Origin of the sequence: Agrobacterium sp. InxBP2 (assembly GCF_026191755.1) — a bacterium.
GTDB classification, from domain to species: Bacteria; Pseudomonadota; Alphaproteobacteria; order Rhizobiales; family Rhizobiaceae; genus Agrobacterium; species Agrobacterium pusense.
Window position 1 is genome coordinate 373,867 of the sequence record NZ_JAINDY010000029.1, and the last position, 20,639, is coordinate 394,505.

18 protein-coding genes are annotated in these 20,639 nt (G+C 61.1%); 7 read left to right on the forward strand and 11 right to left on the reverse strand.

Translation table 11 applies throughout. The features are described from left to right. Positions 1-21: 21 nt before the first annotated feature. Entirely contained in the window at positions 22-732 is a 711-nt protein-coding gene (locus K7A42_RS14335) for a phosphoribosyltransferase (protein WP_037091438.1), read from the reverse strand. Positions 733-941: 209 nt separating this feature from the next. Here K7A42_RS14335 and K7A42_RS14340 point away from each other — a divergent pair, with 209 nt between their 5' ends. Continuing rightward, positions 942-2,114 carry a M20 aminoacylase family protein gene (locus K7A42_RS14340; RefSeq protein WP_006698343.1) on the forward strand — a complete coding sequence of 391 codons (1,173 nt, stop codon included), beginning with the start codon at positions 942-944 and terminating at the stop codon, positions 2,112-2,114. Positions 2,115-2,330: 216 nt separating this feature from the next. Continuing rightward, entirely contained in the window at positions 2,331-3,032 is a 702-nt protein-coding gene (locus K7A42_RS14345; protein WP_112766256.1) for a DNA helicase, read from the forward strand. Positions 3,033-3,077: 45 nt separating this feature from the next. Here K7A42_RS14345 and K7A42_RS14350 read toward each other — a convergent pair whose 3' ends face one another. From K7A42_RS14350 to K7A42_RS14385, 8 genes are all read right to left on the reverse strand, one after another. After that, positions 3,078-4,874, reverse strand: a complete 1,797-nt coding sequence (locus tag K7A42_RS14350) for an adenine deaminase (protein ID WP_282455430.1) — start codon at positions 4,872-4,874, stop codon at positions 3,078-3,080. After that, positions 4,871-5,791: a nucleoside hydrolase gene (locus K7A42_RS14355; protein WP_282455431.1), complete on the reverse strand. Its 921-nt coding sequence runs from the start codon at positions 5,789-5,791 to the stop codon at positions 4,871-4,873. The genes K7A42_RS14350 and K7A42_RS14355 overlap by 4 nt, the downstream gene beginning before the upstream one ends. A 2-nt stretch (positions 5,792-5,793) precedes the next feature. After that, on the reverse strand, positions 5,794-6,819 hold the full coding sequence (locus K7A42_RS14360; RefSeq protein WP_282455432.1) for an ABC transporter ATP-binding protein: 1,026 nt from the start codon (positions 6,817-6,819) through the stop codon (positions 5,794-5,796). Beyond that, positions 6,812-7,591, reverse strand: coding sequence for an ABC transporter permease (locus tag K7A42_RS14365; protein WP_004445302.1), 780 nt, complete (start codon positions 7,589-7,591; stop codon positions 6,812-6,814). Before K7A42_RS14365 ends, K7A42_RS14360 begins: the two co-directional genes overlap by 8 nt. Then, positions 7,588-8,415: an ABC transporter permease gene (locus K7A42_RS14370; RefSeq protein WP_004445303.1), complete on the reverse strand. Its 828-nt coding sequence runs from the start codon at positions 8,413-8,415 to the stop codon at positions 7,588-7,590. Before K7A42_RS14370 ends, K7A42_RS14365 begins: the two co-directional genes overlap by 4 nt. A gap of 172 nt (positions 8,416-8,587) precedes the next feature. After that, entirely contained in the window at positions 8,588-9,610 is a 1,023-nt protein-coding gene (locus tag K7A42_RS14375) for an ABC transporter substrate-binding protein (RefSeq protein WP_022562787.1), read from the reverse strand. Then, on the reverse strand, positions 9,607-10,668 hold the full coding sequence (locus tag K7A42_RS14380; RefSeq protein WP_004445307.1) for a LacI family DNA-binding transcriptional regulator: 1,062 nt from the start codon (positions 10,666-10,668) through the stop codon (positions 9,607-9,609). The genes K7A42_RS14375 and K7A42_RS14380 overlap by 4 nt, the downstream gene beginning before the upstream one ends. A gap of 133 nt (positions 10,669-10,801) precedes the next feature. Then, positions 10,802-11,722, reverse strand: a complete 921-nt coding sequence (locus tag K7A42_RS14385) for a LysR family transcriptional regulator (RefSeq protein ID WP_004445308.1) — start codon at positions 11,720-11,722, stop codon at positions 10,802-10,804. Between the two features lie 96 nt (positions 11,723-11,818). Here K7A42_RS14385 and K7A42_RS14390 point away from each other — a divergent pair, with 96 nt between their 5' ends. Beyond that, a complete protein-coding gene (locus K7A42_RS14390; RefSeq protein WP_282455433.1) occupies positions 11,819-13,006 on the forward strand; it encodes an acyl-CoA dehydrogenase in 1,188 nt (395 codons plus the stop codon). Between the two features lie 87 nt (positions 13,007-13,093). On the opposite strand, the gene K7A42_RS14395 is transcribed toward K7A42_RS14390, so the two are convergent. Further along, positions 13,094-15,160 carry a TonB-dependent receptor gene (locus K7A42_RS14395; protein ID WP_282455434.1) on the reverse strand — a complete coding sequence of 689 codons (2,067 nt, stop codon included), beginning with the start codon at positions 15,158-15,160 and terminating at the stop codon, positions 13,094-13,096. 294 nt (positions 15,161-15,454) lie between these two features. Between K7A42_RS14395 and K7A42_RS14400 the strand changes: the two genes are divergently transcribed. Beyond that, on the forward strand, positions 15,455-16,231 hold the full coding sequence (locus tag K7A42_RS14400) for an IclR family transcriptional regulator (protein ID WP_282455501.1): 777 nt from the start codon (positions 15,455-15,457) through the stop codon (positions 16,229-16,231). Here K7A42_RS14400 and K7A42_RS14405 read toward each other — a convergent pair. Then, positions 16,228-17,535: an NtaA/DmoA family FMN-dependent monooxygenase gene (locus tag K7A42_RS14405; RefSeq protein WP_282455435.1), complete on the reverse strand. Its 1,308-nt coding sequence runs from the start codon at positions 17,533-17,535 to the stop codon at positions 16,228-16,230. The genes K7A42_RS14400 and K7A42_RS14405 overlap by 4 nt on opposite strands. 214 nt (positions 17,536-17,749) lie before the next feature. Between K7A42_RS14405 and K7A42_RS14410 the strand changes: the two genes are divergently transcribed. From K7A42_RS14410 to K7A42_RS14420, 3 genes are read left to right on the forward strand one after another with little or no spacing between them, the layout of a single operon-like run. Beyond that, entirely contained in the window at positions 17,750-18,550 is an 801-nt protein-coding gene (locus K7A42_RS14410) for an ABC transporter ATP-binding protein (RefSeq protein WP_034496875.1), read from the forward strand. Next, on the forward strand, positions 18,547-19,560 hold the full coding sequence (locus K7A42_RS14415) for a FecCD family ABC transporter permease (RefSeq protein ID WP_125271304.1): 1,014 nt from the start codon (positions 18,547-18,549) through the stop codon (positions 19,558-19,560). Before K7A42_RS14410 ends, K7A42_RS14415 begins: the two co-directional genes overlap by 4 nt. Next, the gene (locus tag K7A42_RS14420; protein ID WP_034496879.1) at positions 19,557-20,621 is read left to right on the forward strand and encodes a FecCD family ABC transporter permease; all 1,065 of its coding nucleotides are present in this window, start codon (positions 19,557-19,559) and stop codon (positions 20,619-20,621) included. Before K7A42_RS14415 ends, K7A42_RS14420 begins: the two co-directional genes overlap by 4 nt. Positions 20,622-20,639: the final 18 nt, after the last annotated feature.

Below are 20,639 nucleotides of genomic sequence, written 5' to 3' on the forward strand. Positions count from 1 at the left end.
TTTGACGGAATTTGCGCTTCGTCAGGCGCGCCAGCCATCTTCCGCTTTGGTCAGCAGCGGCGTCGCGAAAACACCCCTCACCCGCTCCGGCCATTCCGGCCCGAAAGCGGCGATTTTTTCCCGCCAGCGATCCGATTGCAGCATGGCTGCGCCGATGACGGCGGGGTTGATGCCGGAGGCGGTGAGTAGCGCAAGGCCCGACAGGATGGAACTGCCGCTGGAGATCACGTCATCCACCAGCGCCACCCGTCTACCCTCGATGAGCGGCAGCATGCGCGGATCGACATAAAGCCTTTTTTCCTGCTTCGTGGTGATGGAGGACATCGGCACCGACAGCTCCTCCAGATACCAGAATTTGCGCGAGGTGCCGAGCGGCACGTAACGGGAATGGCCCAGATGGCGGGCAACGGCGGCCGCAAGCGTCAGGCCGAGCGTCGGCAGGCCGATAACGACATCCGGCTTGAAGGGAAGAAGCTTTGCGGCAAGATCGGCGGCCAGCGCCTCCAGAACCTCAAAGGAAGCCTGGTTGACGATGAGCGATGCGAGTGCGTGCTCTCCGTCCGCAAGCGGCCGTATGGGCAGACAGATCTGCCTTCCATCATCCAGTTCCGCCGGAAAGAATGTGGAATATGCGCCTGCTGTTTCGAAGCTCCGGGGCGGATGGATTTGCTGCCAGAACTCATGCGGCGTTGCGGGAGACGGGGCGATGGCGGGCGATGCTGGTGATGGCATCTGTTTTCCTTTCAGAACGGAGATGGCGCATGGCGGAGACGGTTTTCAGCCACGCCAATCCCGTTCGGCAGATTTATCATTTTAGCAACCACAGAGACGCTGCGGGTTCATTTCATTGGCTTTTTCCGTTAGAAGAGAAAAAAGCAACAGGCATTTGGACAAACCCACCTATGACGCGGGTTTTTCCCACATTCAAGGACAAGCTTCCCATGAGACTGCTGGACCGGATCGGCGAGGACCTGCCATTCCTGACGGAACTCCGTCATGATCTGCACGCGCATCCGGAACTGGGTTTCGAAGAGGAAAGAACGAGCGCCATCGTCGCCGATCTGCTTGAGCGCGCCGGGCTGAAGGTGCACCGCGGTCTCGGCGGCACCGGCGTCGTCGGCACGCTGCAGGTGGGCAACGGCACGCGCAGCATTGGTCTTCGCGCGGACATGGATGCCCTTGCCATGCCTGAGGTTCCAGACCGCCCCTACAAATCGAAATTCCCCGGCAAGATGCATGCCTGCGGCCATGACGGCCACACTGCCATGCTGCTGGGTGCGGCGCGTTACCTCGCAAAGACCCGCGATTTTTCCGGCACCGTGCATTTCATCTTCCAGCCGGCCGAAGAAGGCCGTGGCGGCGCAAAAAAAATGGTCGAGGACGGGCTTTTCGAGCTGTTCCCCTGCGATGCGGTCTATGGCCTGCACAATATGCCGGGGCTGGGCATCGACGAAATGGCGGTGGTGGAAGGACCGCAGCTTGCCTCGTCGGACAGCTGGCGCGTCACCTTCAAGGGCGTCGGCACCCACGGCGCGAAGCCGCATCTTGGTCGCGATCCGGTAACGGCGGCCGGCACCTTCCTCGCCTCGCTGCAAACTATCGTCGGCCGCGTGGTCGACCCATTGCAGCCGGCCGTGGTCAGTGCCTGTTCGGTGCAGGCAGGCGACCCCAAGGCACTCAATGTGATCCCAGATCTCGTCGAAATCGGCGGGACCGCGCGCGCCTATGCACCTCAAGTGCGAGACCAGCTGGAGGCGGAAATCGGCAGGCTGGCCAAGGGCACGGCGGCAATGTTCGGCATCGAGGCAAATTACGAATTCATCCGCCGCATCCCGCCCGTCATCAACGAAACGGACGCGACGAAACGGGCGCTCCGGGCAGCCAAAACCGTCTTCGGCAACAAAGCGCGCACCGCCTTTCCGCCCTCGACCGCCGGCGACGATTTCGCCTTTTTCGCGGGCGAAGCCCCAGGCTGCTATGTCTGGCTTGGCAACGGCCCGGCGGTGGACGGCGCACTGCACCACAACACCTCCTACGACTTCAACGATGCGGCCATCGTGCCGGGCGTAGCTTTCTGGGCGACGCTGGTGGAGCAGGAACTGGCGGCGGAGTAAATCCATCTTGTTCCCTGCTGTTTTTCGACCGGCAACATCTCAGACACTTGTGGCGAATCATCGGGCGCGGTAGCTTTCAGACATAGGCTGGACCCACGCCTCCCCCCTCCTTTCGGGGAAGCATTCGACATGCTGGGTAATCTTATCATCGAACCATCTGTTCGGGCATTCGCATAAGGAGGGATTGCGTTTTGAACCCGCAATAGAGGTTTTGTGATGAAGCTTTCCACTCCGATTTTCCAATTGAAGCGACGGGCCAAACTTATGGTCCGGAATAATGCCATCCCCCTTCACGAAGCGCTGGACCAGATCGCGTGCGAGGAAGGATTTGCAGCCTGGAGCCTGCTTTCCGCTCACGTTGCGGCTGGCTCTTTGTCCAAAGACCTGTTCTCGCGCATCGTGAATGGCGACATGCTCCTGCTCGCCGGCCGGCCGGGCCAGGGCAAGACAGCGCTTGCTTTTGAGCTTCTGCGGGCGGCAGCCGGAGACGGACGGCAGTCCATTTTATTCACGCTCGAAATGACCGAGCAACAGGTAGGAAAACGCACCGGGCAACACGCAGGCGCTCAGAGAGAAATCGAGATCGTGACATCGGACGAGATATGCGCGGACTACATGATCCGTTACCTCTCGCCAGCCAAATCCGGCACCTTCGCCGTAATCGATTATCTGCAGTTACTCGACCAGCAGCGCCATAAGCCGGACCTGTCGCAACAAGTCACCGTCCTTGCAGAATTCGCAAAAAAGACTGGCGTTATTTTCGCTTTCATCTCGCAGATTGACCGCTCATTTGATCCGCAAATCAAACGAGTTCCCGATATGCGCGATATCCGCCTTCCCAACCTGCTTGATCTGGGCCTGTTCACCAAAGCCTGCTTTCTGCATAACGGCGAAGCGCAACTTCACAATGTGAACTGAGACGCACGGGCTGCTGCGACGGTGCCGTCGCGGCAGCCCGTGGCGTTAGTACCCTAAAACCGCCATCACCGGGCTCTCCATCACCTGTCCCGTCAGCACGTCGGCGATGCCCATATCCGTCTGGTGCGGGCCGATATTGCAGGCGAGCGTGGCCCCGAAGCAGGCCTTGAAGACGAGATAGGGCGGCTGCCATTCCACCACCCTGCCAACGGCTTCGCGCAGTTCCTCGAAAGCCTTTGCAACTTCTTCAAGTGCCGCATCGGAAACGAGGCCGGAGAGCGGCAGCGGCAGAAGTGCAGTTACCTTACCTTCGGAGGCGACGGCCATACCACCGCCTGCCGCTATCACCGCATTGGCGGCGAGCGCCATGTCTTCTTCATTGCCGCCGAAAACGGTGAGGTTATGGCTGTCATGCGAGACCGTTGTGGCGAAGGCGCCGTTCCAGTCTCCCCAGCCGGTGAGGAAGCCAGTCCGGGTGACCGGTTCGGACTTGCCGTGGCGGTGGGTGACGGAGATCATCGTCGCACCTTCGGGCGGAACGACGAAACCATCTCTCACCTCGGCCTCCACCTCGCCCCATTGCGTGAAGCGCGGGCGGTCGATGGTGGCGAGGCGCACCCTCGCGCCTTCGGCAGCAACCCGAAAATCTTCGGCCACGCGCAGCGGCAGCTTCATCGAGCCTTCGAGCGCCGTCATATCACAGGCGGGCACGTCCACAAGCATATGTCCGCCTTCCGCAACCGTCCTGCCCCCGGCAAGGACGTAACGGGCGGCAAAACCGCTCAGGTCCTCGAAGATAACGATATCGGCGCGACGGCCGGCGGCAATGAGCCCGAGGTCAGGACGCCCAAGCCTTTGGGCGGCATTGAGCGTTGCGGCGCGCAGTGCCCATTCGGCTTTCAGGCCATAACGGACAAGGCGGCGCACCACATCATCCAGCCCGCCGCCATTTAACAGGTCGTCCGGGAAGACATCGTCCGTACACAGCGTCACGGTCTGCGGCAGGTGGCCCAGCGCGTTCAGCGCTTCCACGAATTCCGGCAGCAGGTGGTCATGCGAGCCGCGCAGCTCGATGGTCATGCCGGCCCGCAGTTTCGCCATGAGGTCTTCGCCCGAGACCAGCTCGTGATCGGACGAGACGCCCGCCGCCATGAAGGCGTTGAGATCGGCGTCCTTGAGGCCGCGCGCATGGCCGCAGACCAGTTTCTCCGAGGCAAGCCCGGCCTGCACGATGCCGCTCATGCGCGGATCGCGTTCGATGACGCCGCGCATGTTCATGATTTCCGCGACACCGCCGACCTGGGGCCATGACAGGATATCGGCGAGAATGGCGGCTTCGAAATCAGCTCCGCCGCGTTCCAGCCCAGGCGCGGAAGGCACGCATGAGGGCGCCAGGAGAACGGCACGCAGCGGCAGGTTTTCGATGGCCATTGCCGCCCAGCGCACCCCTTCGACGCCATGCACATTGCCGAACTCATGCGGATCCCACACGATGGTGGTAACGCCGCGGGCGACAACCGCTGCCGCATAGGCGGCCGGTGTGACCATCGAGCTCTCGATATGCATATGCGTGTCGATCAGACCCGGCGAGACATACCCGCCGGCCGCATCGATGACCTGCGCGGCGTCGCTCCGGCTCGCCCGTTCGTGCACGCTGGCGATCAGCGCACCGACAATTCCGATATCGGCAGGGCGCAGCTCACCGGTTACCACATCCACCAATGTTGCACCGGTGATGAGGATGTCGAAAGGCGCATCGCCGCGCGCGGCGGCGACGGCGCGGGCGCGGAGCGCATCATCGCCGAGATCGGCAGGTTCGCGTGTGGTGAGGTTCGCGTTCATCGGGCGGCCTCCCGGCGCAGCGCCTCAAGAATAACCGTCCTCGCACCGTCGGCATCCAGCGTGTCAGCAAAATGCGCGTTGAATGTTTGCGCTTTCTCCGCACGCGGCTCGACCACCGTTCTGCCCCGCGTCAGCGTCGCCTGAAGCTCGACATCTATCCGTGCGTGACGCCAGCCGATTAGGCCAGAGGCGAAGGCAACGGCAGCGACGGGATCGTAAAGTGCCATGCCTGGTCTGCCGCGACGGGTGGCGATGCCGATGAAACCATCAAGCAGATCGGCGATCAGCCCGGCATTCCTGCCGCCCGCATTGCGGATCGGCAGCACGTCGGCGGGCGAAGCGGTAACCTTGCGGCAGGCGTCCAGATCGACCATACGCAACGGCAGGCCATGGGAGAGCACGATGGCCAGCGCTTCCGGATCGGCAAAGGCGTTGAACTCGGCCGAGGCCGTGTGATTGCCGCTCGTCACGCCGCCACCCATCCAGGTGAGGTCGGAAATTCTCGCGGCAAGATCAGGCCGGGCGAGGCACAGGGCGGCAATATTGGTGAGCGGACCAAGCGCGAGAATGCGCCTCTCGCCCTCCCCCTCCAGCCAGGCGCAGAGAGCGGCGAAGGCATCGCTTTTCGGCAAGGCCGCGGCATCCGGCAGGCTTTGGCCGACGGTCGGGATGCCGTTTTCGCCCAGAATGCACTGCGCCGTTTCAAGTGCACCCAACACCGGCATGGCGCGGCCCTGATGGATCGGCATCGACCAGCCAAAAGCGGCAACCGCACCCGCGGCATTGCCGCAGACGGCCTGAAGCGTCGCATTGCCGAAGACCAGCGAGATGCCGTCTATGGCGAGACCCGACGATTGCACCACCAAGATGGCGGCGATATCGTCAAAGCCCATATCGGTATCGATCCAAACACCCATGATCAGTTGAATACCTTGAGGCTCGCCGCCTTTTCGACCGGCAGGTCGAAGGCAAGCGTATCGCCTATTGCGTGGGAGGTCAGGGCCGCGTCGGTTTCAGCCTTGATGGGCCCGAGCGGTGTGTCGAGCAGATATTCGCGGCTGTTGCCGGCGAAGGATGTGCCGCGCACGGTTCCCTGGAAAGGACCTGAACCGAGGGTGACCATGCGCGGCCGCCAGGCCAGTCCGGATGCTGAAAGGACTGGTCCGGGAAGCGGTGTTGTGCCGTTGGCGGTTTTCAAAGCCCCGCCTTGAAGGGCGAAGATGTTTTCGAAGCCGACGAAGTCGGCCACGAAGGCGGAAACCGGCGCGTTGTAAATCTCTTCCGGCGTGCCGATCTGCTCAATCTTGCCGCCCTTCATGACGACAATGCGGTCGGCAAGCGCGAGCGCCTCGATCTGGTCATGGGTGACGAAGATCATCGTGACACCGGTTTCCTTCTGCACGCGCTGCAGTTCGGTCCGCATTTCAAGACGCAGGCGGGCGTCGAGATTGGAGAGCGGCTCGTCGAGAAGCAGCACTTTCGGTTCCATGACCATGGAGCGTGCCAATGCCACGCGTTGCTGCTGGCCGCCCGATAGTTCCGCCGGCTTGCGTGAGGCGAAATTGGACAGGCCGACCGACTTCAGGCCGGAGGCGACCTTGTCCTCCAGCGCCTTGCCGCTCATTCCCTTGAGTTTCAGGCCGAAGGCGACGTTTTCATAGACCGTCAGATGCGGGAAGAGCGCATAGGACTGGAACACCAGCCCGACGGCGCGTTTGTTGGCCGCCACCCGGGTAATATCGGCGCCATCGAGATTGATCCGCCCGGCAGCCACCGGCATCAGCCCGGCGAGGGCGCGCATCGTCGTGGTCTTGCCGCAGCCGGAGGGCCCGAGAAGCGCGAGCAATTCGCCCTTGCGGATATCGAGATCGAGATCCTTGACGGCGACATTGCCGCCATAGGCGAGCGAGATTTTTTGCAGCGAAAGATAATTTGCGTCAGACATAACGGGAGAACCCCAGGAAACGTTCGGCCATGAAAACGATGCCGATGGAAAGGAAGGCGAGCAGCGAGGAAAGGGCGGCCACGGAAGGATCAAAGACGATTTCCATGTAGCCCAGCATGTCGATAGGCAGCGTGCGCACGCCGGGACCGGACAGGAACAGCGACACAGGCACCTGGTTGAAACTCGTCACGAAACCGAGAATGAAGGCCGACAGGATGCCGCCGCGGATATTCGGCAGCACAACACGGAAAAATGCGCCAAGCCGCGACGAGCCGAGCAGCACCGCCGCCTCCTCAATATCGGAGCGCAGATTGTTGAGGCTGGCTGAAACCACGCGCACCGCATAGGGCAGGATGAGCGCGGTGTGGGCGAGAAACAACGCAAGCGTGATGCCGATGCCGAAGGGCACGACGAAATAACGCAGCAGCGCAAGACCCACGATAATGCCCGGCACGATGATCGGCGCGGACACGATGGTGCGCACCGTCTCGCTAAAGGGCAGTTTGTAGCGCGACATGGCGTAGGAAGCGGGAATGCCGAGGATCAGCGCCGTGAACGTGCCGCCGATGGCAAGGAACATCGACATCGCAAAGCTCTCGCGGAAGCTTTCGACCGTAAAGACCTTCGCGATCCACTTCAGCGAAAAGCCCTGCGGCGGAAAGGCGAGCGTATCGCCGGCCGAAAACGAGGCCGCGACGATGATGAGGAACGGCCCGATGAGGAAGCCGACGACAAGCAGAAGCGTGAGCGGAATGAAGAGCTGCCGGGTCATTTCTTGTTCCTCGCAGTGGCGATGCGCTTCAAGAGGATATTGGCGGCAAAGCTCATGACAATCAGGATGAAGGCGATGACGCTGGCGGCGACGAAATTATTGGAAACCGTGACCTGCTGGTAAAGCAGGGTTTCCAGCATCAGCACCTTGGACCCGCCGAGAATGGCGGGCGTGATATAGGCGGTCAGCGAACCGGTGAAGACCAGCGTGCCACCGACGACGAGCCCTTCCCGGGTGAGCGGCAGGATGACCTTCCAGAACACCTGAAACCAGTTGGCGCCGAGAACGCGGGCAGCAGCGATCGTATCCTTCGGCATGTTCTCCAGCGCGCTGATGAGGGAGATTATCATCAATGGCAGGAACAGTTGCAGAAGGCCGATGAAGACGGCCGTTTCGGAAAACAGGATGCGGATTGGCCCGTCGCTGAGGCCCACCGCCTGCAGCGCCTGGTTGACGATGCCGGTTCTGCCGAGAATGACGATCCAGGCATAGGTGCGGGCGACCGGCGAAATCATCAGCGGCAGCACGACGAGGTTGACCACATGGCCCTTCCTGGCCGGCGACAGGTTGACGATGGCGAAAGCCGCCGCGTAGCCCACCACCGCCGAAACGACGGTGACGAGCGCGCCGAGCTTCAGCGTGCGCAGGAAAACCGTCTGGTTCAGCGGATCGGAAAAGAAAGCGCCATAGGCCGACAATGTCCAGCCGTCAGCGGTGCGAAAGCCTTCCGACAAAAGCATGAAGACCGGCACGAGAAAGACCGCCGCCGCGAAAATTGCGGCGGGCAAGGCAAGCGCCAGCGCTTCGGCCCGGTTCTGAAACATATGGCATTCTCCGGTCTTGAAATTCCGCCGGCAACGTTTGGCGGAGGACTTGTTCATTTGGCGTCAGTGGGTACCGGCATATCGATCTCTCCCCTTGTGGGGGAGATGTCCGGCAGGACAGAGGGGGGTGACGTGCGCCAGCACGTAACCCATTCCCGCCCCTTCGAGCTTGTTACTGCCCCACCTTGGCGTTCCACTCCGACAGCCACTTGTCGCGGTTATCGAGCGTTACGTCGGAAGGAATGAGCTGCAGGCTGCGGGCGGTTTCATCGCCATAGGTGATGTTGTTCGCCACCTCGTCGGAAACCTTGACTTCCCTGTTGGTCGGGCTGTCCACCAGCTTTTCCGCCAGCGCCTTCTGGACGTCGGTCGAGAGCCAGAAATCCATGAATTGCAGCGCAAGGTCCTCGTTCTTCGTGCCCTTCGGTACGACGAGCACGTTCATGCCGCCGGTCTGGCCTTCCTTGGGCGTTGCCCAGGCGAGCGGCAGGTCGAGCTTGGTGAAAGGCGCCCAGGAGAAGCGGCCGATCGGCGCTGCCCAGATTTCCTCCTGCTGCATGAGCTGCACCAGCTGCGAGGACTTGACGTAGAAGGTGACGATATCGTCCTTCTTTTCGCCCACGGCCTCGATGGCGCCGGCAAGATCGGGCGTGTCCTTGCCGATGGCCTTGCCCAGCATGTAAAGCGCCGGCGGGCCCTGGTTGGTGGTGACATTCGGGAAGGCGACGTGGTCGACGATACCGTCCTTCAAAAGATCGGCCCAGCTGTCGATCTTCATCTTGTCGGTGCGGTAGACAATCGACGTGGCGTAGAAATTGACGCCGACGCTCATGCCATCGCCATTCGGGTCCTTGGCGATGTCATAGAGCTTTTCAATATTTGGAACCCTGGAAGCATCGATCTTCTGGATCAGGTCCTTGCGGGTGGCCGACAGCGCATCGGCCATGGAGACGATGGCGAGATCGACGACCGGGCTGGCCTTGTTGGCCTCCATCTTGGCCAGACGCTCGACGCTGTTGCCGGTCTCGACGACGAGCTTGCAGCCGCATTTCTGCTCGAAGGGCGTATAGACCAGTTCCTTGAATTCATCCTGCGCGAAGGCGTAGACCGAGATCGTCAACGTCTTGTCCTGGGCCTCAGCGGCTCCCATCGTCAGCATCAGGGCGGCGCCCGATGCGAGAATGATCTTTTTCATGGTGTGAGTTCTCCTGCTGTCGTGTTCTTGGCTTCAATCGCATCATGCTTTGTCTTGCCGGTGGAGCCGCGCATGATCAGCGCCATCGGTACTTTCGAAACATCCGCCGTGACGTCGACCGCGCCCCCGTTTTCTCCGGCGCCATCGATCGCGCGCAAAAGCGCGCCAACGGCGAGATCGGCGATGCGGCCCATATCCATGCGCATGGTCGTCAAGGGCGGGGTGACCACGGCAGAAAAGATAAGATCGTCGAAGCCGGTGACACTCGCCTCTTCCGGCACCTCGATTCCCGCGCGCTGCAATTCGGTCAGCACGCGCAGCGCGTGCAGATCGGATACGGCGGCAAAGGCCGTGAAACCTTCGGCAACTTTCTCCGCAAGGCCCAGCCGGCAGCCCGCGCCACCGGCCTTTTCAATGCCATCGATCCAGAGCGTCTGGGCCAGGCATGTTTTGCCGAGACCATCGCGAATGCCGCCGAGACGGTCATTCTGAACATTGGAATCCCTGTTCTTGCCGACCAGCACCACCTTGCGATGGCCGAGGCTCGCAAGATATTCACCCACCTGCCGGCCGCCATCCCAATGGTCGGCAGCAACGGTATTTCCCGGTGTCGACGGGCTGTCGATGACGGCCACCGGGCAATCAACGCCGGAAATGCGTGTGCCACGTCGGGGAACGACCACCATGCCGTCCACCCCGCGCTCGATCAGCCGGTCGATCGCATCCGTCTGCATGGCGATCTCACCGCGCGCATCGGCGATCAGCACGCCATAACCCGCGTTGACAGCCGCCTTCTCGATGGCCTGCGCAATTTGTGGAAAGAGAGGATTGGCAATATCGGGCAGGACGAGCCCGAGAACGCCCGACCTGCCGGTGCGAAGCGCCCTGCCCGCCGAACTCGGCACATAGCCCAGCTCGCTCGCCGTCTTGCGGATACGTTCCACCAGTTCGGGCGAAACGCGGCCCTTGCCGGACAGCGCATTGGACACGGTTGCCACCGACACGCCGAGTGCCGCTGCTATCGCGCTCAGATTGGTGGCAGGTCGTGACGACGCCATAATGGTCCGGAAGGGCTGATTAAACGTTTAATCACGATAATCGAGGCGCGAACCGCTGTCGAGTCCTGCGCTGGCAAAATAGGGCGAAAAGCTGGGCACAAAGGTTAAATGCCCGAAAAAAGAGCGATTATTTTTACGCGCTCTGGGTACTGGCTGCGCGATAAGCCTCCACCTGACGCACCAGCCAATCTCGAAACAGGACGACCGGGACGTGGTTGGCGCGTGAAAGCGGGGCCACCGCGTAATACGAGCTCGGGCTTCTGGCCTGATGATCGAAGGCTTTGACCAGCTGCTTCGATTTCAACTCGTTATCGATGAGGAAGAGCGGCATCAGCGCGACGCCGAGGCCGGCGATGCAGGCCTGCGCAACGCTGGAAAACTGTTCGAAGCGCATGCCCTGCGGCAAGACGAGTGACAGGCCGAGGCTTTCGAACCAGTGGCCCCATGCGCCCGGCCGCGAGGCCATGTGCAGCAATGGCAGGGCAGCGATGTCTTCTCCCTTTTCCACCGGATGGGCGCTGAGGAACTGCGGGCTGCACACCGGCGCCACCATTTCATGCATCAGAAAGGTACTTTCCGCGCCCGGCCAATCGGCCTGGCCGATATGGATTGCCATATCTAGCTGCTCACGCTCGAAATCGAACTGGCCGATGCGGGTCGCAAAATTGATGGTGATCTCCGGGTGGTTCGCCACGAAATCCGGTATACGCGGCAGAAGCCAGCGGGTGCCGAAGGTGGGCAGCATGGCGAGGTTGAGCGTATTGCCATGCGTTTTGGTCATGATCTGCAGCGAGGCTGAGCGTATCTCGCCGAGCGCCGCCGCGATCGATTTGGCGTAGATCTGCCCCTCCGCCGTCAGCGCCACGCCGCGTGCGCCGCGGTCGAAGAGCCGCACGCCAAGCTGTTCTTCCAGTGACATAACCTGCCGGCTGATTGCCCCCTGCGTCAGCGCCAGCTCATCTGCGGCGGCGGAAAAGCTGCCGAGACGGGCAACGGAATCGAAAGCGGCAAGCGCACTTGTGGATGGCAGGAGTTTGCGGCTGAGAGATGTCATGAGCCATTACTATATGTAATGCAAAAATGAGTAAACATGGCTTGTGCCATCCGGGGTGAATACGAATAATCCTGCCAGCAAATCCGGAGGCATAAAGTGAGCGAACGCGTAGCATTCAATTGGCAGGATCCTTTCCTGCTCGAAGACCAACTGACTGACGACGAGCGGATGATACGCGACGCCGCGGCCGCCTTCGGCAAATCGGAGCTTTTGCCGCGTATCTCCGAAGCCTATCTTTCTGAAACCACCGAGCCGGAACTGTTCCGCCTGATGGGCCGGCAAGGCCTTCTCGGCGTTACCCTGCCGGAAGAATATGGCGCGGCGAATGCGAGCTATGTGGCCTATGGTCTCGTCGCCCGCGAGGTGGAGCGGATCGACAGCGGTTACCGCTCGATGATGAGCGTGCAGTCCTCGCTCGTCATCCACCCGATCTTCGCTTACGGTTCGGATGAGCAGAAGAAGAAATACCTGCCCGGCCTCGTCGCGGGCGAACTGATCGGCTGTTTCGGCCTCACCGAGCCGGATGCCGGCTCCGATCCGGGCGGCATGAAGACCCGTGCTGAAAAGATCGAGGGCGGTTATCGTCTGCGCGGTTCGAAAATGTGGATTTCCAACGCACCGATCGCCGATGTCTTCGTGGTCTGGGCCAAATCCGAAGCCCACGACAACCAGATCCGCGGTTTCGTGCTCGAAAAGGGCATGAAAGGCCTCTCAGCACCGAAAATCGGCGGCAAGCTTTCGCTGCGCGCCTCCATAACAGGCGAGATCGTCATGGATGGCGTCGAAGTCGGCGAAAACGCACTGCTGCCCAACGTGTCCGGCCTGAAGGGCCCCTTCGGCTGCCTCAACCGCGCCCGCTACGGCATTTCCTGGGGCGTCATGGGCGCTGCCGAAGATTGCTGGTTCCGTGCCCTGCAATATGGTCTCGACCGCAAGCAGTTCGGCAAGCCGCTTGCCGGCATGCAGCTTTACCAGAAGAAGCTCGCCGACATGCAGACCGAGATCGCGCTCGGCCTTCAGGCATCGCTACGCGTCGGCCAGCTGATGGACGAGCACAAGATGGCGCCGGAAATGATTTCCATCGTCAAGCGCAACAATTGCGGCAAGGCGCTGGATATCGCCCGCCAGGCCCGCGACATGCATGGCGGCAACGGCATCCAGATCGAATATCACGTCATGCGCCACGCGCAGAACCTCGAAACGGTCAACACGTATGAAGGTACGCATGACGTGCACGCGCTGATCCTCGGCCGGGCCCAGACGGGCATTCAGGCGTTTTTCTGAGGGTTATGGACCGTAGCGGTTCCGTCAAGAAAGAGGCCTTCGAAGATTGCTTTGAAGGCCTCTTTGTTTGTCGGGTTCGCTTTTGGCTCAGAATGTGCCGCGCACCCCAATGCCGAACATGCGCGGTTCGGTCATGCTCGCCTCGATGCCGCCAATGCCGCGGTTTTCCTTCATAAGGGTCGGCGCGCGCTCGTCGAAGACGTTCTTCACGTAAGCGTAGAACTCGAGTTCGTCCTGGAACTTGTAGCTCGCCCACACATCCGCGATCGTGTAGGGATCGATCGCATAGACGGCCTTGTTGTCCGTATCGGAATAATAGCCGTCGAGATGGCGGACCTGCCCGGACACGGTGAACTTGTCCGTCACGTCCCAGCTTGCGCCGACGGTGAAGCTGTATCCCGGCGACTTGGCGAACTCCTTGCCGACATAGGCGGCATTGCTGGAAATCTCGTCGATCTTCGTCTTCAGCAGACCGGCGCTGGCTTTCAGCGTGAGATTGTCGAGCACCCGATAATCCGCGCCAATTTCAAGACCATAGGCATGGGCTTCTTCTGCGTTAACGGTGTAGGATTCGCTGATGCCGGTGGAGACGACGACCGGTACGTTAAACTGGGCGTTCTTCATGTCCATGTAGAACAGATTGCCGTTTACCGTCAGTGTGTCATCGAGCAGGCTGGCGCGGGTGAACACTTCGTAGTTCCAGATGGTTTCCTTGTCGAAGCTCCGCCATTTGCTGGTGGTCAGGTCAAATGCGACGCCGCCGGGATTGTAACCGCGGCTGACAAGACCGCCGACAGTCCAATCATCATTGATGGCATAGGCGAGAGACGCCTTGGGAAGGATTTCAGAGAAGGTTTCGTCATAATTGACCGAACTTCTGCTGGTGGCGCTGAGCGTCCGGTAACCGGCGCGCTGAATCTGGTCCTGCTGGTAGCGCAGGCCACCCGTCAGGGTCCACTGGTCGGTCAGCCGATAGCTCAGCTCGCTGAAGAGGCCGAGATTGTCCTTGGTGTCGCTGAAGCGAGAGGTGCCGCGCAGATAAAGCACCTCGTCGGCTTTCGTGTGCGCATAAAAAATGCCGGCGACACCGCTCAGAACATCCTCCTGATCGCCGAAGGTGACGCGCGTTTCATGCGACGTGTTCCTGAGATCGACATCGGCGTCTCCGTTGTTGGCGATGCCGACCCGGCGTTTGGCGGTGGAGTCGGAAAACTGGGTCTGGTTGAACAGTTTCACGCCGTTCTCGAAATCGTAATTGATGTCGAGAATGCCCGTATTGGTATACTGGCTGAAATTCGGCATCGTCGTGGTGATGTGGTTGAGATCTTCGAAGGGACGCGACGCCGCTTCCTGGCTTGGCCGGTTGGAGGCGTTGTAGGAATAGGTCAGCTTTGTGGAAAGACCGGGAATTTCAGACGGTTCCCAAAGAAGCTTGAAGCGACCGTTGAATTCCTTGAAGTTTTGGTCCGTTCCCTCATGTGCAAAGGCGGAATTGATGTAATCGATGAAGGTATCGCGGCCGGAATAATCGATCGCCATGCGCGCCGCCAGCTCGTCTTCGATCAGCGGGCCGGAAAAGGCGAAGGAACCACGCTTCTGGTGATAGTTGCCGATTTCCGCCTGATAGCTGGCTTCCGGCGTAAAGGTCGGGTCCTTGGTGTTGACAAGGATGGCGCCGGCAATGGCGTTGGCGCCCTGCGAGGTCGTCTGGGGCCCGCGGAACACCTCGATGGCGTCGACATCCCATATGGAAGTCGCCCCGTAGATGAACTCGTTATACCCGAGATAGTGACCGTCCACATTGATCGTCGCGCGCGGCACCGTACCGGTGAAGAAGGCGATGGAGCCGGTATTCGGGCCCTGCGTGTCCTGTCCGCGAATGATGGGGGCACTGACGTTGTCGGTGTAGACGACGTTCGGAATATCCTTGATCGCTTCGGATACGGTCGGATCGCCGGTCTTTTCCTTTTTGATCTCCTCGGCGGTTTTGACTGACACGGACGAGGCTGTGTTCTTCATGTCGCGCGCCACTTTTTCACCGGTCACGACAATCGGCTTCAACACGGTCGTCCCTGCTGTATCAGCCTGCTGATCCTGACCGACAACCGGCGTCACGAACAATGTCGCCAACGTCAGAACACTGACCCCGCTCATCAAACGGCCGTTAGAGCTAAACCCCATCATACACCCCAAATAAACATGAGTATTAAAGTCATATTCAAGTAACGGAAGCGTTATCCGTTTCGCAATAGAGAATGCGTTCCGTATTGCGGACAAGCAGGCTTCCGTAACGGGATGTGCCATATTTACAACAAAGTTTAAGGGACCGCCTTTTCCGCCATGGCAGCCCGGCCGGAGAAGTCATTGAAAAGGCTGAAGACAGCCATTCCGATTTTCGTCGCAATGCGTTAGGCATTCTCGAAAGAGTGGGGCACGACCTTGAACGCCATGGATGACGAAACCGAAGAACGGCCGGAAAACGAAGGTGAAAAGCGCTCGGCGCTTATTCAATCCGTATCGATTGCGGCGCGGTTTCTTAATCTTCTCTCCAGATCCGATACGAGGCTGGCGCTTGGCGAACTTGCTAAACGCGCCGGCACCGGTCGCTCCACCGCGCATCGTTACATGCAAAGCCTCGTGCGGGAGGGACTGGTGATACAGGACCCCGCAAGCGGCAGTTACGATCTCGGCCCCGCAGCGCTGGGCATCGGCATCAGCGCCCTCCGACGAATCAACCCGGTCGAAACCGCCGGACGTGAGATGAAGGCGCTTGCCGCGCAAATCGGCGCCAGCTGCGGCGTGGCGATCTGGACCGAGCGCGGCCCGACCGTGGTGCGGTGGGCGCGAAGCGCCAGCTTTTCCATCAGCACCGTCGCTCTTGGCGATGTTCTGCCGCTGGACAACAGCGCCTGCGGTCTGGTTTTTCAGGCTTATCTGCCACCGGACAGGGTGACTGCCGTGCGCAGGCTGCAACCACCCGCCTTTCGCGGCTCTCCTCCTGCTGCCGGCATTCTCGAAACCATCCGCGAGACGGGCGGCGCCGAACTCAATGAACATCTGTTCTCCGCCCTGACGGGCAAGGCGGCGCCGGTTTTCGATGCCCAGGGCGAACTCTGCTGTGTCGTCACCACCGTCTCTTTCGTAGCTACCGCCGAAGCGGAACGGCATTTTTCGCGACTGATCGAGGCCGCCCGGCAGGCAACCGCCGAATCCGGCGGCGGCTAGACACCTTCGGCCAGATGCTCCGCAAAGGTGCTACCGGAATAGGCGGTGCGGAAGAGCCCGGCATCGGCGAGTTTCGGCAGCAGCCGCTCCAGCACCAGCCGCATGGATGCCACCGAGCCGCCGGGCACCGCGACAAAACCGTCGATTGCGCCTGCGGCCGCCCATTCACGGATGCCTTTAAAGGCATCTTCAACGGTGCCGACGATCTGCCAATGGCCGGATCCCATCACCTCCGGCCGCCGCAGTAATTCCGCGACACTTAGCGTCTCCCGCTCAATCAGCCTGCGCAGCAGTCCGGCATGGGTGCGGCTTCGCGGTTTTTCGGGCGGCGGCAGCAGGTCGGAAGCGGTGACCACCCGCGTGAGCGGCCAGTCGGTGAGGTCGAGGCCCGTCATGTCGAGAACCGACGCCAGGGTGCGGGCGCGGTTAGCGCGGGCATGGGTCTCAGAAAAGAGTTCAAGCGCCTCCTTGCCGCTATCCGCCAGATATAGGCTGAGGCCCGGCATCAGCTTCACCCCGTCAGGCTCACGGCCATGTCCTTCGGCGCGCCGCCGTAAGTCCGCCCTCAGTTCGATGGCTGCCTGCATGTCCGGCGTGGAAGCAAAGACTGCATCCGCCACCGAAGAGGCGAAATCGCGCCCCTCGGGAGACGCACCGGCCTGCACCAGCGGAATGCGGCTGGCGTGGGCTGGCAGGTTGAGCGGCCCTTTCACACTGAAATGCCTGCCCTCATGCGCTACCGGGCGCACCAGCGAGGAATCGGCAAATCGCCCGCTTTCCCTGTCGAGTTTAAGGGCTTCATTTGGAAAACTCGCCCAGAGCTGCTGCACGACCTGCGTGAATTCGGCGGCGCGTCCATAACGCTCCTGCGGTGACGGCATTTCTCTCAGCCCGAAATTTTCGTGCCCCTCCAGTGCCGTGACGATGTTCCACCCGGCCCTGCCATTGCTGAGCCAGTTCAACGACTGAAGCTGGCGGGCCACCACATAGGGCGGCAGAAATGTGGTCGATACGGTGGACAACAGGCCGACATGGCTCGTTTCCCGCGCAATGGCCGAAAGAAGCATGGTCGGGTCCATGCTGGCAAATCCGCCGCCGGTTTCCAGCCCCTCGGTGCGGAGGAAAAGCGTATCCGGCCGGAACACGAAATCCACATGCGCAGCTTCCGCGCGCTGTGCCAGATCGACGAAATAATCGCTGGAAAATACCCGATTTATATCGCTGTCGGCTCGACGCCATGCTTCACCGCTGAGCCAGGTTGGGGCCAGCGACATGCCCACATGAAGTTTGGCTGCGACTGACATGATGCACCTCGACTGAAATATCCGGGAAGAAAACCGCGCGTTGAATCGGCAAATTTCGATTTGTGGAGAGTTTTACTATAGTTTAGTGTCGCTTCAAGACCAGAGTGTCGCGCCCGTCGGGAAGGAGCCCATTTCCCGCAGGTTCGATGTTAAGATTCAAAGACTTATAATCCTCATGTGGCGTCTCGACGCATGAGCGCATGACTAACAGGAGTTGTATCCGGTGCTTGACGCCACGGACCTTCACGCCAGCTATGGCCACGTTCCCGTCCTGCGTGGGCTTTCTTGCCGCTTCCACAGCGGTCGCGTCACGGCACTGGTCGGCCCCAATGGCTGTGGCAAGTCGACGCTGTTGAAAACCATCATGGGTTTCGTGCCTTTGTCATCGGGCGCGATAAGGCTTGGCGAGCGTTCGCTGGGCGACATCGGACGCAGGGATCTCGCGCGCCGCATCGCCTATCTGCCGCAGGAATGCCATTGCCCCGACTATATGACGCTCGGCGAGTTGATCGAGCTTGCCGGTTATGCACGCTACGGCCTTGCCGGCGGCCCGAGCGAGCGTGACCGGGCGCTTTTCGCCGGGGCGCTGAAGACGGTCGGGCTGGAGGACAAGGCGAGAGCGCAGGTCAACACGCTTTCCGGCGGGCAGCGCCAGCGCGCCTTCATCGCCATGGTGCTGGCGCAGGATACGGACGTGATCCTGATGGACGAGCCGGTCAACCATCTCGACATGAAATATCAATATGCCGTTCTTGGCCTTGTGCGCGAGCTGACCGACAGGCACGGCAAGACCGTTATCGTCGTGCTGCACGATCTCAATCTCGCCGCCACTTTCGCCGACGACGTCATCATGCTGAAGGCCGGGCAGGTTCTGGCATCAGGGCCGGTAGCAGACACGGTCACACCCGAAAATGTCGCTGAAATCTTCGACCTCGAAGCCGATATATTTTCCAGACAGGGGCGTCTCATCTGCGTGCCCCGGCTGGAACGACAGGAACAGGCCATTCCGGCATGATCGCGAAAACAACGCTGATCCTTGCCGCGGCGCTGTTGCTGGCCGCCATCCTCGCCGTCAATCTGTTCGTCATGTCCGGCGACATGCCGCCTGCCGAAGTCATGGCGACGCTCTGGCGCGGGGAGGCCGATAGCTATGAACAATCGGTGCTCCTCTATCAGCAAATTCCACGGTCGCTGATTGCCATCTATGTGGGCGCCACAACCGCCGTCAGCGGCTGCGTGCTGCAGGGGCTTGCCCGCAATCCCCTCGCCTCGCCCTCGACCCTTGGGCTGAATGCCGGAGCGACGCTTTTCGTGATCGCCGGCGCGCTGCTGTTCGATCTCTCTGCTGAGGCACAGGGCCTTGCCGCGCTTGCGGGCGCCGGCTTCGGTTTTGCCGCCTGCTTCGTTGTCGCGCGTCTTGCCGGGCGGGTGAACGATCCGCGCGGTCTGTCGCTCATCCTTTCCGGAGCGCTGGTTTCCATGCTGCTGATCGGCGTGACAAACGCCCTGCTTCTTTCCAACCCAACGCGTCGGGCCGAATTCCTGAGCTGGGTTGGCGGCAATATCAACCATGTCTATATCGAACGGCTCACCGATTTCTGGTGGATCGGCGCCATTGCAATGGTGATTTTGCTATCGGTCGCGCGGCCGCTGACGCTCGTTCTGCTGGGCGCGGAAAAAGCCGCTTCCGCCGGCGTGAATGTCACGCGTATTTCCCGGCTCGCACTGTTTGCCACCATGCTGGCGTCAGGCTCGGCGGTAGCGATCTGCGGCCCGATCGGTTTCGTCGGCCTTATCGTGCCACATATGATCCGGCCGCTGGTCGGCGTGAATTTCACGCTTGCTTTGCCGGCCTCCGCGCTTGTCGGCGCGAGCATCTGCGTGCTCGCCGATCTTGGCGCGGAAACCCTGTTTGCGCCCTACGTGGTCAATACCGGGCTGTTCATGGACCTGCTTGGCGGCCTCGTTTTCATCGTCATCGTCAAGCGTTTCTATCTGTCGCCTTCGGCAAGGGGGCTATCGTGAAACGGGATTTTGCCACGGACGGGAAAGCCGTTCTCAGGTTGCCCGGCGGGCTGCAGATCGGTATTGGCAATCTGACGGCCGGCCTGACGCTGGTTGCGCTGGCGTTGACGATCGCCGCCGTGTCCGTCAGCCTCGGCAATACCGAAACGGGCCTTATTGATCTCCTGCACGGGTTTGCCGGCGGGCATCTCGGCGATGATCAGGCCTATGCGCTGTGGACGGTACGGCTGCCGCGCATCCTGCTCGGCTTCATGGCTGGCTGGAGTGTGGCGCTGGCAGGCGCGATGCTGCAATCCGTCGCGCGCAATCCGCTCGCCGATCCCGGCCTGTTCGGCCTGAGCCAGGGGTCGATGACCACCATCATGCTGCTTCTGGTGCTGGTGCCAACGGCCCCCAAGACGCTGGTGGCTTTTGCGGCTGTCGGCGGAGGCCTGGCCGTGGCCTTCCTTTTGATCGCGCTTGTCGGGCGCGAACGCTCGAGCGGCCTTGCCATATTGCTGATGGGCATCGCAATTGAGGCGGCGCTTTCCTCTGTCTCATCGGTGCTTCTGCTCTATACGCCAGCCGAAACCTCGCTTTCGCTGGCGGACTGGATGGCCGGTTCGCTGTTTCAGGCAAGCTGGCCGACCATCATCGTTTTTGCTCCCCTCTTTGCAGCAAGCCTTGCCGGCATTTTCCTCATTGGCCGGGCGCTTGCCGTGTTCGATCTTGGCAGCGAGATGGCCATGGCACTCGGAGAAACCGTCAGGCATTCGCGACCGCTCGTCATTGTGTTTGCGGTAATTCTAAGCGCCTCCTCCGTTACCGCCGTCGGCCCGCTGACATTTCTCGGCGTCATCGCCCCGCATCTCGCCACCTTCGTTTCGCCCGCTGTCGGCCGCGCCAGGCTTTTCCTGTCGGGGCTTACCGGCGGCATTCTGGTGGTCGCCGCCGATACGCTCTCGCGCGGGCTGGTGGCGGATGTGCCGATGCCGATTGGCCTTGCGCTGACGCTGATCGGCGTGCCGCTCTTCATCCTCACGCTGCGCCTGCAGGCGTTGCGCAGAACCACCGCTCACTAATATATCGAATAAAGGGAA

What these genes read in the sequence shown, in the direction of transcription:
- K7A42_RS14415 (WP_125271304.1), top strand. Translation starts at nt 18,547, where the DNA reads ATGATCGCGAAAACAACGCTGATCCTTGCCGCGGCGCTGTTGCTGGCC.
- K7A42_RS14335 (WP_037091438.1), bottom strand. Translation starts at nt 732, where the DNA reads ATGCCATCACCAGCATCGCCCGCCATCGCCCCGTCTCCCGCAACGCCG.
- K7A42_RS14400 (WP_282455501.1), top strand. Translation starts at nt 15,455, where the DNA reads ATGGATGACGAAACCGAAGAACGGCCGGAAAACGAAGGTGAAAAGCGC.
- K7A42_RS14385 (WP_004445308.1), bottom strand. Translation starts at nt 11,722, where the DNA reads ATGACATCTCTCAGCCGCAAACTCCTGCCATCCACAAGTGCGCTTGCC.
- K7A42_RS14360 (WP_282455432.1), bottom strand. Translation starts at nt 6,819, where the DNA reads ATGTCTGACGCAAATTATCTTTCGCTGCAAAAAATCTCGCTCGCCTAT.
- K7A42_RS14345 (WP_112766256.1), top strand. Translation starts at nt 2,331, where the DNA reads ATGAAGCTTTCCACTCCGATTTTCCAATTGAAGCGACGGGCCAAACTT.
- K7A42_RS14370 (WP_004445303.1), bottom strand. Translation starts at nt 8,415, where the DNA reads ATGTTTCAGAACCGGGCCGAAGCGCTGGCGCTTGCCTTGCCCGCCGCA.
- K7A42_RS14375 (WP_022562787.1), bottom strand. Translation starts at nt 9,610, where the DNA reads ATGAAAAAGATCATTCTCGCATCGGGCGCCGCCCTGATGCTGACGATG.
- K7A42_RS14405 (WP_282455435.1), bottom strand. Translation starts at nt 17,535, where the DNA reads ATGTCAGTCGCAGCCAAACTTCATGTGGGCATGTCGCTGGCCCCAACC.
- K7A42_RS14380 (WP_004445307.1), bottom strand. Translation starts at nt 10,668, where the DNA reads ATGGCGTCGTCACGACCTGCCACCAATCTGAGCGCGATAGCAGCGGCA.
- K7A42_RS14355 (WP_282455431.1), bottom strand. Translation starts at nt 5,791, where the DNA reads ATGGGTGTTTGGATCGATACCGATATGGGCTTTGACGATATCGCCGCC.
- K7A42_RS14395 (WP_282455434.1), bottom strand. Translation starts at nt 15,160, where the DNA reads ATGAGCGGGGTCAGTGTTCTGACGTTGGCGACATTGTTCGTGACGCCG.
- K7A42_RS14350 (WP_282455430.1), bottom strand. Translation starts at nt 4,874, where the DNA reads ATGAACGCGAACCTCACCACACGCGAACCTGCCGATCTCGGCGATGAT.
- K7A42_RS14340 (WP_006698343.1), top strand. Translation starts at nt 942, where the DNA reads ATGAGACTGCTGGACCGGATCGGCGAGGACCTGCCATTCCTGACGGAA.
- K7A42_RS14365 (WP_004445302.1), bottom strand. Translation starts at nt 7,591, where the DNA reads ATGACCCGGCAGCTCTTCATTCCGCTCACGCTTCTGCTTGTCGTCGGC.